The organism is Streptomyces sp. GL_148 (assembly GCF_057834205.1).
Window position 1 is genome coordinate 2,869,887 of sequence record NZ_CM174396.1, and the last position, 14,591, is coordinate 2,884,477.

The following is a 14,591-nucleotide window of genomic DNA, read 5'->3' on the forward strand; positions in this document are numbered from 1 at the left end:
GGGGCTGCGCCCCGGACCCCGCGCCTCGAACGCCGGCGAGGCTGAAATGGCGCTCCGCGCCATCCAGCCCGCACCGGCCAATTCCAGCCCCTCCGGCGTTTGAGGAGCGGGGGTCCGGGGGCTGGCCCCCGTGCAGCGGAGCCGCGCGCGGCAACGGGTCCGGGCAGAGCCCGGCTGGGGGTCCCCCCGGACGGAGTCTGGGGGATGGGGGAAGGGCGGGTAGGGGACGGCCCCGCAGGGCTCCCCCACCCCGGACGGGGTCAGTCGACCAGGTCGCGGACCACCGCGTCGGCCAGGAGGCGGCCACGCAGCGTCAGAACGGCCCGCCCGGCCGCGTACGGGCCGGCTTCCAGGAGCCCGTCCGCGAGGGCCTTGCGAGAGGCCGCCAACCCCGCCGCCGCGAGCAGCGACAGCGGCACCCCGTCCACGAGACGAAGCTCCAGCAGGATCCGCTCGACCCGCCGGTCCTCCTCCGAGAGGAGCTCCCGCCCCGCCCCGGGCGAGCGCCCCTCGGCCAGCGCCGCGGCGTAGGCGCCCGGGTGCTTCACGTTCCACCACCGCACCCCGCCCACGTGCGAGTGCGCTCCGGGCCCGGCCCCCCACCAGTCGGCCCCGCGCCAGTACAGCTCGTTGTGCAGGCACCGCCCGGCCTCGGAGGTGGACCAGTTCGAGACCTCGTACCAGGAGTACCCCGCCTCGGCCATCACCGCGTCGAGGATCAGGTACCGGTCCGCGTGGACGTCGTCGTCCGTCATCGGGACCTCGCCGCGCCGGATCCGCCGCGCGAGCTGGGTGCCCTCCTCCACGATCAGCGCGTAGGCGCTGATGTGATCGGGCCCGGCGCCGAGCGCCGCGGACAGCGAAGCCCGCCAGTCCTCGTCCGATTCCCCCGGCGTCCCGTAGATCAGGTCCAGGTTCACGTGCTCGAAGCCCGCCGCCCGCGCCTCCGCGACGCAGGCCTCCGGCCGCCCGGGGGTGTGCGTACGGTCCAGCACCTTCAGGACGTGCTGCTTCGCGCTCTGCATGCCGAAGGAGATCCGGTTGAAGCCGCCCGCGCGCAGCTCCGCCAGGTACTCGGGGTTCACGGACTCCGGGTTGGCCTCGGTGGTGACCTCGGCGTCCTCGGCCAGCCCGAATTCCTCGCGGATCGCCGCGAGCATCCGTACGAGGTCGCCGGCGGGCAGCAGCGTGGGCGTGCCGCCGCCCACGAAGACGGTCCGTACGGCCCTGGGGTCGTCCCCGAGCACCTTGCGCGCGAGCCGGACCTCGTCCATCAGGGTGTCGGCGTAGTTCTCCCGGGAGGCGAGCACACCGCCGGTGCCCCGCAGCTCGGTGGCCGTGTAGGTGTTGAAGTCGCAGTACCCGCAGCGCGTGGCGCAGTACGGAACGTGCAGGTAGAACCCGAGCGGCCGGTCCCCCGCTCCCGCCAGGGCGTGGAGCGGCAGCGAGCCGTCTTCGGGCATGGGTTCACCGTCGGGCAGTGCGGAAGGCATGGGCCCATTGTCCCGCACTGCCCCAAGGTCGTTTACGGTCCCGCGCGGCGCCCCGGAGCGCGCCCGGCGTTACGCCTCCCGGGAGCCCTCGTACATCTCCTCGATGAGGTGCTTGAACTCGCGCTCGACGACCGGCCGCTTCAGCTTGAGGCTGGGCGTGAGGTCCCCGTGCTCCACGTCGAGGTCGCGCGGCAGGAGACGGAACTTCTTGACCGTCTGCCAGCGCTGGAGGCCCTCGTTGAGGGTCTGGACGTAGGTCTCGATGAGCCGGTTCGTCTCGGAGGCGGCCAGGACCTGCGAGTACGTCTTGCCCTCCAGGCCGTTCTCGGCGGCCCACACCAGGATGGAGGGCTCGTCGAGGGCGATGAGGGCGGAGCAGAAGTTCCGGTCGGCCCCGTGGACGACGATGCTGGAGACGTAGGGGCAGAGCGCCTTGAACTGGCCCTCGATCTCCGCCGGGGCGACGTACTTGCCGCCCGAGGTCTTGATCAGGTCCTTCTTGCGGTCGGTGATCCGCAGGTAGCCGTCCGCGGAGAGCTCGCCGATGTCGCCCGTGTGCAGCCAGCCGTCGGCCTCCAGCACCTCGGCGGTCTTCTCGGGCTGCCCGTGGTAGCCCTGCATGATGCCCGGGCCGCGCAGCAGCACCTCGCCGTCGTCGGCGATGCGGACCTCGGTGCCGGGGAGCGGCTTGCCGACGGTGCCGGTGCGGTAGGCCTCGCCGGGGTTGACGAAGGAGGCGGCGCTGGACTCGGTGAGCCCGTAGCCCTCCAGGATGTGGATGCCGGCGCCGGAGAAGAAGTAGCCGATGTCGGGGGCGAGGGCGGAGGCGCCGGAGACGGCGGCGCGCAGGTTGCCGCCGAAGGCCTCGCGGAGCTTGGAGTAGACGAGCGCGTCGGCGATCTTGTGCTTGGTGGAGAGGCCGAGCGGGGCGGTGGCGTTGCCGGTGCGGCGGAAGTTGTCCTGGGTGACCTTGGCGTACTCGCGGGCCACGCCGACGGACCACTGGAAGATCTTGTACTTGGCTCCGCCGGCGGCCCGGGCCTTGGCGGCCACGCCGTTGTAGACCTTCTCGAAGATGCGCGGAACGGCCGCCATGTAGGTCGGCTGCACGATCGGCAGGTTCTCGATGATCTTGTCGATCCGGCCGTCGACGGCGGTGACGTGACCGACCTCGATCTGGCCGGAGGTGAGCACCTTGCCGAAGACGTGCGCGAGCGGCAGCCAGAGGTACTGGACGTCGTCCTTGGTGATCAGGCCGGTGGCGACGGTGGCCTTGGCCATGTAGGACCAGTTGTCGTGCGGCAGCCGCACGCCCTTGGGGCGCCCGGTGGTGCCGGAGGTGTAGATGAGCGTGGCGAGCTGGCCGGCGGTGATGGCCGCGATCCGCTCCTTGACCGCCTCGGGGTGCTTGGCCAGGTACTCGCGGCCGCGCGCCTCCAGGTCGGCGAGGGACAGCACCCACCCCTCGGGGTCGCCGTCGACGGCGACGGCGTCGGCAGCCTCCAGGACCACCACGTGGGCGAGGTGGGGCAGGTCGGCGCGCCGCTCGCGGGCCTTGGCCAGCTGCGCGGCGTCCTCGGCGATCAGTATCCGGCTCTCGGAGTCGGAGAGGATGAACGCCGACTCCTCGGCGTTCGTGCTCGGGTAGATGGTGGTCACGGCGCCGCCGGCGCACATCACGCCGAGGTCGGCGAGGATCCACTCCACCCGGGTGTTGGAGGCGAGCGCGACGCGCTGCTCCGACTGGATCCCGAGGTCGATGATCCCGGCCGCGATGGCGAAGACGCGCTCGGCGGCCTGGCCCCAGCTGAGCGACTTCCAGTCGTCGGGGCCGCCCTGCCCGTCCGCGGCGGGGACGGGATAGCGGTAGGCCTCGCCGTTCGGCGTGGCGGCGACACGCTCCAGGAACAGGGTCGCCACGGTGGGCGGACGGTTCTCGATCAAGGTCTGTGTGTCGCTCACGGACATCCTCCGGACCACGCGGCAGGCCTGTCTCGTCACAAGGCGGGACTGACGGGGTGACGAGTCGGGGTGGGTGGCTGAGTCAGGGCTTGGCCGCATCCGACCAAGAAAAACTGGCGAGTAACCAACGAGCAGTGATCAGACTAGGGGCCCTCCGCCTGGCGCGTAAGAGCCCTTGGGGCGCCGATTCATAACGAAGCGGAAGCCGTGCCCCACGGCGCGCGGGCGCCGGCGGGACGAAGCACGCCCGCACGCCGGGACGAAACAGGCCCCCGCGCCGGAGCACGGGGGCCTGCTTCACAAAACCGACGACCGTCGCGGCGGCTACTTCTTCTTGCTGCCGGACTCGTCGCTGGAGAGGACGGCGATGAAGGCCTCCTGCGGGACCTCCACGGAGCCGACCATCTTCATGCGCTTCTTGCCTTCCTTCTGCTTCTCCAGCAGCTTCCGCTTACGGGAGATGTCACCGCCGTAGCACTTGGCGAGGACGTCCTTGCGGATGGCGCGGATGGTCTCGCGGGCGATGACGCGGGAGCCGACGGCCGCCTGGATCGGGATCTCGAAGGCCTGCCGCGGGATGAGCTCGCGCAGCTTGGCGACCAGGCGCACGCCGTAGGCGTAGGCGGCGTCCTTGTGGCAGACGGCGGAGAAGGCGTCGACCTTGTCGCCGTGCAGCAGGATGTCGACCTTGACCAGGCTGCCGGACTGCTCGCCGGTGGGCTCGTAGTCGAGGGAGGCGTAACCGCGCGTCTTGGACTTCAGCTGGTCGAAGAAGTCGAAGACGATCTCCGCGAGCGGGAGCGTGTAGCGGATCTCGACCCGGTCCTCGGAGAGGTAGTCCATCCCCAGGAGGGTGCCGCGGCGCTGCTGGCAGAGCTCCATGATCGCGCCGATGAACTCGGAGGGCGCGAGCAGGGTGGCCCGTACGACCGGCTCGAACACGTCCCTGATCTTGCCCTCGGGGAACTCGCTCGGGTTGGTGACGGTGACTTCCTTGCCGTCCTCCATGACGACGCGGTAGACCACGTTCGGCGCGGTGGCGATCAGATCGAGCCCGAACTCGCGCTCCAGGCGCTCGCGCACCACGTCCAGGTGGAGCAGGCCGAGGAAGCCGACGCGGAAGCCGAAGCCGAGCGCCGCCGAGGTCTCCGGCTCGTAGACGAGCGCGGCGTCGTTGAGCTGGAGCTTGTCCAGCGCCTCGCGCAGGTCAGGGTAGTCCGAGCCGTCGAGCGGGTACAGGCCCGAGAAGACCATCGGACGCGGGTCCTTGTAGCCCCCGAGGGCCTCGGTCGCGCCGTTGTTCAGGCTGGTGATGGTGTCACCGACCTTGGACTGACGGACGTCCTTCACGCCGGTGATGATGTAGCCCACCTCGCCGACGCCGATGCCGTCGGCCGGGGTCATCTCCGGGGAGGAGACGCCGATCTCCAGCAGCTCGTGCGTCGCGCCGGTCGACATCATCCGGATGCGCTCGCGCTTGTTGAGCTGGCCGTCGACCACACGCACGTACGTGACGACACCGCGGTACGAGTCGTAGACGGAGTCGAAGATCATCGCGCGGGCCGGGGCGTCCTTGGGACCGACCGGGGCCGGGACCGTGGCGACGATCTTGTCGAGCAGCACGTCCACGCCGAGACCGGTCTTCGCCGAGACGCGCAGGACGTCCTCGGGCTGGCATCCGACCAGGTTCGCGAGCTCCTCGGCGAACTTCTCCGGCTGGGCGGCCGGCAGGTCGATCTTGTTCAGGACCGGGACGATCGCCAGGTCCTTCTCCATCGCCAGGTAGAGGTTGGCGAGGGTCTGCGCCTCGATGCCCTGGGCCGCGTCCACCAGGAGGACCGTGCCCTCGCACGCCGCCAGCGACCGCGAGACCTCGTAGGTGAAGTCGACGTGCCCGGGGGTGTCGATCATGTTGAGGATGTGGGTCTTGCCCTCGTCCTCGCCCGTGTTCGGCGCCCAGGGCAGCCGGACGGCCTGGGACTTGATCGTGATGCCGCGCTCACGCTCGATGTCCATGCGGTCGAGGTACTGGGCGCGCATCTGCCGCGAGTCCACCACACCGGTGAGCTGGAGCATCCGGTCGGCAAGGGTCGACTTGCCGTGGTCGATGTGCGCGATGATGCAGAAATTGCGGATCAGCGCCGGGTCGGTACGGCTCGGCTCGGGCACGTGGCTGGGGATCGCGGGCACGCAGTGTCCTGATTCTCGGGTCGCAGTCGGAACGAAGTGTGGGCGTCGGTCTGCGCGAAACCAGATCTGTTCGGGTCTAGTCGGATCTATACGCAGGCTCCCATCGTCCCATGAACCGGGAAGTGCGCTCGGTTTGGGCCGGTCGAACGGCAGCTGGTAGCCTGAGCAGCTGTGTCTCGTGTGCCCTCTAGCTCTACGGGACGCAATCCGAAGATCAAATCTCTGAACCTGCAAAGGCTCTTTCGTGGCGAACATCAAGTCCCAGGTCAAGCGCAACAAGACGAACGAGAAGGCTCGCCTTCGCAACAAGGCCGTCAAGTCCTCGCTCAAGACCGCCATCCGCAAGGCCCGTGAGGCCGTCGTCGCCGGTGACGTCGAGAAGGCCACCGTGGCTTCCCGCGCCGCTGCCCGCGCGCTCGACAAGGCCGTCTCGAAGGGTGTCATCCACAAGAACGCCGCCGCCAACAAGAAGTCGGCGCTGGCGATCAAGGTCGGCTCCCTTCAGGGCTGAGCCCCTGATGTGATCGCCGGGCAGGGATCCAGCGGGCCCTCTCTCCCGCTCCCGACCGGCACTCCGCGCCGCACACGAAGCGTTCGCCACGCGGGTGCGGTGCAACTCGAGAAGTAACCGAAGGCCCCGGCAGCCACCCTTCCCCAGGGCAGCAGCCGGGGCCTTCGGCATGCGCGGGGCCCGGGGAGGGCGTGCGGGACCGGCCCGGGCCATACGAAGCCCCTGGGCACACGGGGGCGAAGCCGTACGGCGGCCCCGAGGCGGCACGAAGCCCCTGGGCCAGACGGGCGCCCCAGGCCACACGGGAGCCCCGCGCCGCCTCGGGGCCCCGTGCATTACTGGACTCCGCGCCGTACGGGACTCCGCGCCGTACTGAACCCCGCGCCGTGTTGGACCCCATCCCGTACGGGACTCCGCGCCGTGCGGGAGCCCCGCACCGTACTGGACTCCGCGCCGTACGGGAGCCCCGCACCGTACGGGAGCCCCGCACCGTACGGGAGCCCCGCACCGTACGGGACCCGCCCCACTCGGGATCGGTCCCACTCCACGACCGGGCCGCTCCAGTACGGGGCCCCTCCGAGGTTGGGCCACTTCGGGGCCGGGACCACTTCGAGCCCCGGGCCGCTTCGGGGGCGGTCCCCTCCGGGAGACCGGGCCACTCCGAGCCCGGGGCAACTCCGAGCCCGGGGCCGCTCCGGCCACAGGTCACTTCAGGGCCGGGCCACTCCGAGTCGAAGCAACCCAGGATCCCGGGCCGCTCAGGAGCCCGGGCCACTCCGGGACCGGGCAGCTCAAGGCCCCCGACCTACCAGCCGTACGGAGCACTGGGCCGGACGGAGCCTCCGGGCCACACCGGCCCGCACAGGGCCCGGCCGGTGCAGTGGCCCGGCCCGTACAGGGCCCCGGCCCGTATACGGCCCCGGCCCTACGGCGCCCCGGCCATACAGAGCCGCCGATCTACGGGCCCCACGGGGCACCGGGGCCGTACTGGAACTCCGGGCCGCACGGAGGCCGGGCCGTACGGAAACTCCGGGCCGCAAGGGCGGCGGCCCCTCACACCAGCCCGGGGGCCTTCAGGGGGCGGCGGGGCGGGCCGTGACGGCGGCAAGGACGGTGGACGTGAGGATCTCCGGCGCCTCGACGGCGGTCATCCGCCCGGCCTGGACCTCGGCGGCGGCCGCGTGGACCAGGCTGTAGACGACGGCGACCAGCCAGTCGGCGGACAGATCGCCACGCACCTCGCCGCTCTCCCGGCCGCTGCCGATCAGCCGGCGGACGGGAGCGAGGATCCGGTCGTGGCGCTCGCGCAGCCGCTCGGGCGGCAGCGCCGCGGAGACGGCCGCGAACACCGCGGAGTGCCGGTCGAGGATCCGCCACGAGCTGCGGATGAGGAGCCCGAGGGCCTCCTCCACGCCGCCCCCCACACCGACCCCCACGCCACCCTCCTCCGCCGCCCCGCCCTCGCCGTCGAGCCCCTCCAACGCGGCTGCGGCCTCGTCGACGGCCCGGTCGAGGGCGGCGTCGAGGAGGGCTTCCCGGGTCGGGAAGTGCGAGTAGAGCGTGACGCGGCTGACTCCGGCAGCGCGGGCGACGGCGGCCATGCTCGCCTGCGGGTCGGCGAGGAAACAGTCCAGGCCCGCGTCGACGATCGCGGCGGTGTTGCGCTCGGCGTCTGCGCGGCGGGGGCGGGGTGCGTCGGAGACCATGCCGGCAAACTTAACACCACTGTTCACATTCCCCAGCCGAAGCCGCATACTCAATCCCTAACACCCCTGTTAACTTTAGGAGCGGCCTCGCCATGCCCTCGCCCGCCCCGCACGCCCAGGACCAGAACCGGGACAAGGACGCCCACCCTGACCCGCACCCCCACCCACGCCGAGGCCCTCTCCTCGTCCTCCTCTGCCTGGCCCAGTTCATGCTCATCGCCGACGTCACCGTCGTGAACGTCGCCCTCCCCGCCATCGGCACCGACCTCTCCCTCTCCGGCCCAGGCCTGACCTGGGTCGTCACGGCGTACACCCTGTTCTTCGGCGCCCTCCTGCTCGTCGGCGGGCGACTCGCGGACCGGTTCGGTGCGGTGCGGACGTTCCTGACCGGGCTGGCCCTCTTCACCGCCGCCTCGGCAGCCTCCGGGCTCGCGGCGGACGCAGCCACGCTGATCGCGGCCCGCTCCGCACAGGGCGTCGGTGCGGCCCTGCTCTCGCCGGCCGCTCTGTCCCTGGTCAGGACCCTGTTCCAGGGCCCGTCCCGGCACCGGGCCCTCGGCGCCTGGGCGGCGATCGGCGGCACCGGCGCGGCCCTCGGGGTCCTGCTCGGCGGGATCCTCACCGACGGGCCCGGCTGGCGTTGGATCTTCTACCTCAACCTGCCCGTCGGCCTACTCGCCCTGCTCGGGGTCCCCCTCCTGCTCGGCCGCTCGCTCCGCGGCACCGCCGGCGTGGTGGATCCCGGCCGCCGGACACCGCTGAACGTGCCCGCGATCCTCCTGCCGACCCTGGCCGCGGCCGCACTCGTCTACGGGCTGACCGAACGCTCCTTGCTCCCGACCATCGGCGCCCTGGCCGCGGTGGCCCTCCTGGTGGCGACGCAACGCCGCTCCACCAACCCGCTGATGCCCCCCTCCATGCCGGGCCGACGCTCCCTGCTGGGCGGCAGCGCGGTGATGCTGGGGGCGGCGGGTCTGCTCGTGACCGGGTTCTACCTGAGCTCCCTGCACATCCAGCAATCCCTCGGGCGGAGCCCCCTGGTCACCGGGCTGGCCTTCCTCCCGGCGGCGGTGGCCGCCACCGCGGGCGCACACCTGGGCTCCCGGCTGCTCCCCCGATTCGGCTGGCGCCCGGTCGGCGCGGCGGCGTTCACCCTGGCCGCCGCGGGCGCGGCCCTCACCTCGCTGGGCGGCCTCTGGTCGGGCCTGGTCCCCGGCTTCGCCCTGCTGGCCCTCGGGCTCGGCGCGGCGTTCGTGTGCGCCACGACCTCGGCCCTCTCCGAGGTGGCCCCGGCCCACACCGGCCTGGCCTCCGGCCTGGTCGGCACCTCGCACGAACTGGGCGCGGCCCTCGCCATAGCCGCCCTGGCCTCAGCCGACTTCACCACCCTCGCCTACCCGGCCCTCGCTCTGGCCCTGGCCACCCCCTTCCTCCTCCCCCCGGGCCACCCCGACCCCGCCTCCCCCCACGCAATGGCCCACTGACCCACCCCTGCATACGGCTCGGGGACACCCCAGGCCGCCCAACACACGAAGACCAGCCCGGGCGGCACCAACCCACCCCACACCGGAAAGCCGGACCCGGGCACCACCAACCCACCCCGTCCAGCACCGGAAGACCGAGTCCGGACACCACCAACCCACCCCGTCCAGCACCGGAAGACCGAGTCCGGACACCACCAACCCACCCCGTCCAACGCCGGAAAACCGGGCCCGCGCACCACCAACCCAGCCCGTCCGGCGTTTGAGGACCGGGTCCGGGCGGAGCCCGGGGAACGGGCGAAGGGCGGGTAGGGGACAGCCCCCGCAGGGCCCACCACCCGCAGCCTCACACCGGCGTCGCCAGACCGGCCCCCACATCACGGCCAGCGGCCCGGCAACCGAGGCTCAGGGCCCGGCTCCGGGGACGAGGGGCTCAGCTCCGGGGGCTGGGGCCCGGCTCCGGGGACAACGGGCTCAGCTCCGGAGACCAGGGGCCCGGCTCTGGGGCCGGTGGCCAGGCTCCGGGGCCAGGGGCCCAGCTCCGGGGGCCCCGGGGCTAGCCCCGGCGGGTCCGCGCCGCGCGGGCGACCGCGACGACCGCCTTCTCGAGCGCGTACTCCGGGTCATCGCCCCCGCCCTTGACCCCCGCATCGGCATCCGCCACCGCCCGCAAGGCGTCCGCCACACCATCCGCCGACCACCCCCGCATCTGCTGCCGGACCCGGTCGATCTTCCACGGCGGCATGCCGAGGTCACGCGCGAGGTCCCCGGGACGGGCCCCCCGCGGGGCCGAGGCCAGCTTCCCGATCGCCCGTACCGCCTGGGCCAGCGCGCTGGTGATCAGCACCGGGGCCACCCCGGTGGACAGCGACCAGCGCAGGGCCTCCAGGGCATCCGCGGCGCGCCCCTCCACCGCCCGGTCGGCGACGGTGAAGCTCGAAGCCTCGGCCCGGCCCGTGTAGTAGCGGCCGACCACGGCCTCGTCGATCGTGCCCTCGACGTCCGCGCACAGCTGCGCCGCCGCGCTCGCCAGCTCCCGCAGGTCACTGCCGATCGCGTCGACCAGCGTCTGGCAGGCCTCCGGCGTGGCCGAGCGGCCCAGCGTCCGGAACTCTCCCCGCACGAACGCCAGCCGGTCCGCCGGCTTCGTCATCTTCGGGCAGGCGATCTCGCGGGCACCCGCCTTGCGCGCGGCGTCCAGCAGGCCCTTGCCCTTGACCCCGCCGGCGTGCAGGAGGACGAGGGCGATCTCCTCGAACGGCGCGTCGAGGTACGCCTTGACCTCCTTGACCGTGTCGGCCGAGAGGTCCTGCGCATTGCGCACGACGAGCACCTTGCGCTCCGAGAAGAGCGAAGGGCTGGTCAACTCGGCCAGCGTGCCGGGCTGGAGCTGCTCCGAGGCGAGGTCACGCACGTCCGTGTCGGCATCGGCGGCTCGCGCCGCCGTCACGACCTCCCGCACGGCGCGGTCGAGCAGCAGGTCCTCCTGCCCCACCGCGAGGGTGATCGGGGCGAGCGGATCGTCGGTGGAATTCTTCCTGGTGGCCATCGCCTCCAGCATCCCACGCCGCACTGACAGACCCTCGCGCCCCGGCCCCCTCCCCCGTACCCGAGAATGTCCGGGTGAACGTGCGACATGTACTGGTCCTGCCCGACCGCGACACCGCCGACGAGGTGGCGCGGGAGGTGGTCGACCGCTTCGGCCTCCCGGAGGAACCGCAGCTGGTCCGCGACGCCCTCGCCGGCGAGGACGACGCCGAGGACGCCCAGTGGCTGGTGGTCGTCGAGGACCCGCGCGAACGGCTGGACGCCACGGCCCTGGACGAGCTCGCCGCCGAGTACGACGGCTGGCTCGAAGCCCCGTAGCCACCGGGCCGCAACCGGTCAGGCCTTGTGCACCACCTGCGTGTCCAGGGTCACTTCCACGCTCGAACCGATCGCCGCGATCCCGTGCGCCAGCATCGACTGCCAGTTCAGCGTGAAGTCCTCGCGGTTCAGTTGGGCCGTCGCCCGGCAGGCCGCCCTCGGCTCGCCCTCCAGGCCCGTGCCCAGACCCAGGTATTGGGTGTCCAGGGTGACGGACCGGCTGACGCCGTGGAGGGTGAGAGCGCCCGCCACGGACCAGCGGCTGCCGCTGCGGTGGATGAACCGCTCGCTGTAGAACTCCACCGTCGGGTGGCGGGCCGCGTCCAGGAAGTCCGCGGAGCGCAGGTGGTCGTCCCGCATCCGCAGCCCGGTGTCGATGCTCGCCGCGTCGATGATCACGTGCATGGAGGAGTCCTCCATGCGCTCGGCTATCCGCACGGCGCCGGCGAAGGTCTTGAACCGGCCGTTGATCCGGGCGAAGCCGATGTGCCGGGCCGAGAACCCGATCGACGAATGCCCCGGATCGAGCTCCCAGTGGCCCGGCTGCGGCAGCAGCGGCGGATCCACCGGGTCCAGGACGATCTCCCCTGTGCCGGGCTGCGCCGGGTCCCCGACCAGCGTCGTCCCGTGGAAGGGCGCGTATCCCTCGGCCGTGACGGCCAGCCGGTACTCGCCCGCCGGCACCGTCGCCGTGAACCCGCCGTACGGGTCGGTCTCCCCGCTGACGATCCGTCGGCCTATCGGGTCGGTCACCTCGAACGTGGCCTGCCGGACCGGCTGGTGGACCGTGTCGAGGACCCGGCAGCTGAGCAGCCGCGCGGTATGAGGAAGCGTCAGTGTCGCGGATGTCTGGGGACTGGCGCTTCCCGCCGTCTCCATCCCCCGTCTGCGACTGAACATGGTTAATGCACCCCCGTGCTGTGTGGGCCTGGACCGCTCTGGCGAAAACGCATTCGATCATGCTGCCGGGTTGTGGGCAAACGGAGTGGTCACTCCTGGTATGCCCGTGCCGGGCCCGTCGCCGAATGGCCGGGAAAGCCCGCAGCCCCGAGCCGCCGCCGGTGACCGCGACCGAACCGTCCTCGTCCGTGCGCAGCACGACCGCGCCCAGCTCCCCCAGCCGGGCGAGCGTACCCGCCGCCGGGTGCCCGTACCTGTTCCCGGCACCCACCGGGACGATCGCGAGGCGCGGCCGGATCTGCCCGTACAGCCCGGGATCCTGATGGGCGCTGCCGTGGTGCGCGACCTTGAGGACGTCGACCGGCCCCAGTTCCGGATGGTTCCTCAGCAAGGCCTGCTGGGAGCCCGGTTCGAGGTCGCCCAGCAGGAGCAGGGTCAGGCCGGCGCCGCGCACCAGCAGGGCCACGCTCGCGTCGTTGGGGCCCTCGGGGGGAGCGCCCACGGCCGACGGCCACAGCACCTGCCACTCCAGCGGCCCGGCACGCCGCCGCTCCCCCTCCACGGCACGGACGACGGGCACCCCCGCGGCCGCCGCCGTCCGCCGCACGAACGCGGCCTGCCCCGGCGGCTCTTCCAGTCCGGTGACTTGCACCACACCCACCGAGCGGCCCCTGAACACCCCCGCCAGCCCGCCCACGTGGTCGGCGTGGAAGTGCGTCAACAGGACCATCGGCACCCGGCTCACCCCCAGTTCCCTCAGGCAGTCGTCCACCGGCCCCGGTTCGGGCCCCGCGTCCACCACCACGGCCGTACCCGGGCCGGCCGCGAGTACGGCGGCGTCCCCCTGGCCCACCGCGCACTGGGTGTAGATCCAGTCGGGCGGCGGCCAGCCCTTGAGCGTACGAGTGACCAGCGGCGGCCTCAGCACGGCGAGGAGCAGCACCACGGCCAGGGCGGGGGCGAGCCATCGCCCACGGCCGAACCGCCTGCCGAGCACCACCACCGCCAAGGTGGCCGCGGCGAGCAGCAACCCTCCGCCCACCCCGCCGGGCCAGCCCAGCTCCGCCCCGGGCAGTCCCGCACCGCCCCGGGCCACGGCGGCGATCCACCCGGCGGGCACGCCCGCGCACCAGGCGAGCACCTCGGCGACCGGCCGGCACACCGGGGCCGCCGCCAGCGCGGCGAACCCCAGGACGGTCGCGGGTCCCGCCGCCAGCTCGGCCAGCAGGTTGCAGGGCACCGCCACCAGGCTCACCCGGGCCGACAGCACCGCGACGACCGGCGCGCACACCGCCTGGGCCGCCGCCGCGGCCGCCAGCCCCTCGGCCCAGCGGGGTCGCATCCCGCGCCGCACCAGGGCCTCGCTCCACCGGGGAGCCAGTGTCAGCAGGGCCCCGGTGGCCAGGACGGAGAGGAGGAAGCCGTAGCTCCTGGCCAGCCAGGGGTCGTAGAGCACCAGCAGCACGACGGCGGCGGCCAGCGCCGGGATGAGGGACCTGCGCCTCCCGGTGGCGATGGCCAGCAGGGTGACCGTGCCGCAGGCCGCCGCACGCAGCACGCTGGGCTCCGGCCGGCACACCACCACGAAGGCCAGGGTCAGCGCCACCCCGCACAGGGCCGTCGCCCGCAGCGAGAGCCCCAGGCGCGGGGCCAGCCCGCCCCGCTCGGCCTGCTGCGCGCGGGCCGGGGCCCCGATGAGCAGGAACAGCACCACGGTCAGGTTGGAGCCGGATACGGCCAGCAGGTGCAGCAGATCGGTGGCGCGGAACGCCTCGTGCAGATCGGGCTCCACCCGGGAGGTGTCCCCGACCACCAGCCCCGGCAGCAGGGCCCTGGCGTCCGGGGCCAGCCCGTCGGTGACCTCGCGCAGCCCGGCCCGCAGCCGCCCGGCGATCCGCTGCACGGTGTCCGGACCGCCGGTCACCCGTGGCGGGGCGTCCCCGGCGGGACGGAGCAGGGCGACGGCCCGCTCCCCGTCCCGCGCCGGGGCCAGCCGGGCCACCACCGCGATCCGCGTCGAGGGCTGCAACCGAGCCCACCCCGGATGCCCCGCCAGCACCCGCACCGGGGTCGACACCCGGGTCCGGGCACCGTCGGGCCCGGTCACCCGGGTCACCACAGCGTCGAGCACCACCACCGGCGGCCCGCTCCCGGTGCGTGCCGTCCGCGGATCGGAGCCCGCGGTGAGGTCCACCAGCACCCGGGCATGGTCCCGGGCCAGCTCCGGGACCGGCCCTGCCCGCGCCTCGGCCCGCTGGAGGCCCGCCACCCCGGCTCCGGCGGCCGCGCACAGCAGGACCGCCGCCACGGCCGTCCGGAACGGCACCGGGCGCCTCCGGCCCGCCAGCATCAGCAGCCCCGCCGCACCCACTCCCAGCCCCGCCGCCACGGCACTCCGGCCGACGGGTACCCCCAGGCCCACGGCAGCCGCCCCCCACACGGCGAGAGCCGGCCCCACCAGCCGCACGTCCAGGGGCCCCTC

The 14,591-nt window shown here is 73.1% G+C and carries 9 protein-coding genes and 1 pseudogene; 3 read left to right on the plus strand and 7 right to left on the minus strand.

All coding sequences use genetic code 11. The features are described from left to right. Positions 1 to 260 precede the first annotated feature (260 nt). The 3 genes from hemW to lepA form a co-directional block, all read right to left on the minus strand. The gene (gene hemW, locus AC3IYI_RS13270) at positions 261 to 1,493 is read right to left on the minus strand and encodes a radical SAM family heme chaperone HemW (protein WP_489410375.1); all 1,233 of its coding nucleotides are present in this window, start codon (positions 1,491 to 1,493) and stop codon (positions 261 to 263) included. Between the two features lie 69 nt (positions 1,494 to 1,562). Next, positions 1,563 to 3,455 carry an AMP-dependent synthetase/ligase gene (locus AC3IYI_RS13275; protein WP_489410376.1) on the minus strand — a complete coding sequence of 631 codons (1,893 nt, stop codon included), beginning with the start codon at positions 3,453 to 3,455 and terminating at the stop codon, positions 1,563 to 1,565. Positions 3,456 to 3,779: 324 nt separating this feature from the next. Continuing rightward, positions 3,780 to 5,645, minus strand: coding sequence for a translation elongation factor 4 (gene lepA, locus AC3IYI_RS13280; protein WP_489410377.1), 1,866 nt, complete (start codon positions 5,643 to 5,645; stop codon positions 3,780 to 3,782). 244 nt (positions 5,646 to 5,889) lie between these two features. On the opposite strand from lepA, the gene rpsT reads away from it, so the two are divergent. Beyond that, a complete protein-coding gene (gene rpsT / locus AC3IYI_RS13285; protein WP_489410378.1) occupies positions 5,890 to 6,156 on the plus strand; it encodes a 30S ribosomal protein S20 in 267 nt (88 codons plus the stop codon). Positions 6,157 to 7,229: 1,073 nt separating this feature from the next. Here rpsT and AC3IYI_RS13290 read toward each other — a convergent pair. Next, the gene (locus AC3IYI_RS13290; protein ID WP_489410379.1) at positions 7,230 to 7,862 is read right to left on the minus strand and encodes a TetR/AcrR family transcriptional regulator; all 633 of its coding nucleotides are present in this window, start codon (positions 7,860 to 7,862) and stop codon (positions 7,230 to 7,232) included. Between the two features lie 92 nt (positions 7,863 to 7,954). Between AC3IYI_RS13290 and AC3IYI_RS13295 the strand changes: the two genes are divergently transcribed. Beyond that, positions 7,955 to 9,346, plus strand: a complete 1,392-nt coding sequence (locus AC3IYI_RS13295) for an MFS transporter (RefSeq protein ID WP_489410380.1) — start codon at positions 7,955 to 7,957, stop codon at positions 9,344 to 9,346. Between the two features lie 553 nt (positions 9,347 to 9,899). Here the strand turns inward: AC3IYI_RS13295 and holA are convergent. Next, on the minus strand, positions 9,900 to 10,892 hold the full coding sequence (gene holA / locus AC3IYI_RS13300; protein ID WP_489411521.1) for a DNA polymerase III subunit delta: 993 nt from the start codon (positions 10,890 to 10,892) through the stop codon (positions 9,900 to 9,902). 74 nt (positions 10,893 to 10,966) lie between these two features. Between holA and AC3IYI_RS13305 the strand changes: the two genes are divergently transcribed. Beyond that, the gene (locus AC3IYI_RS13305; RefSeq protein WP_489410381.1) at positions 10,967 to 11,209 is read left to right on the plus strand and encodes a hypothetical protein; all 243 of its coding nucleotides are present in this window, start codon (positions 10,967 to 10,969) and stop codon (positions 11,207 to 11,209) included. Positions 11,210 to 11,227: 18 nt separating this feature from the next. Here the strand turns inward: AC3IYI_RS13305 and AC3IYI_RS13310 are convergent, their stop codons facing one another. After that, positions 11,228 to 12,109: a YceI family protein gene (locus tag AC3IYI_RS13310; protein WP_489410382.1), complete on the minus strand. Its 882-nt coding sequence runs from the start codon at positions 12,107 to 12,109 to the stop codon at positions 11,228 to 11,230. Positions 12,110 to 12,245: 136 nt separating this feature from the next. Next, positions 12,246 to 14,459 (minus strand): annotated as a pseudogene (locus AC3IYI_RS13315) (ComEC/Rec2 family competence protein); the annotation flags it as partial. Positions 14,460 to 14,591: the final 132 nt, after the last annotated feature.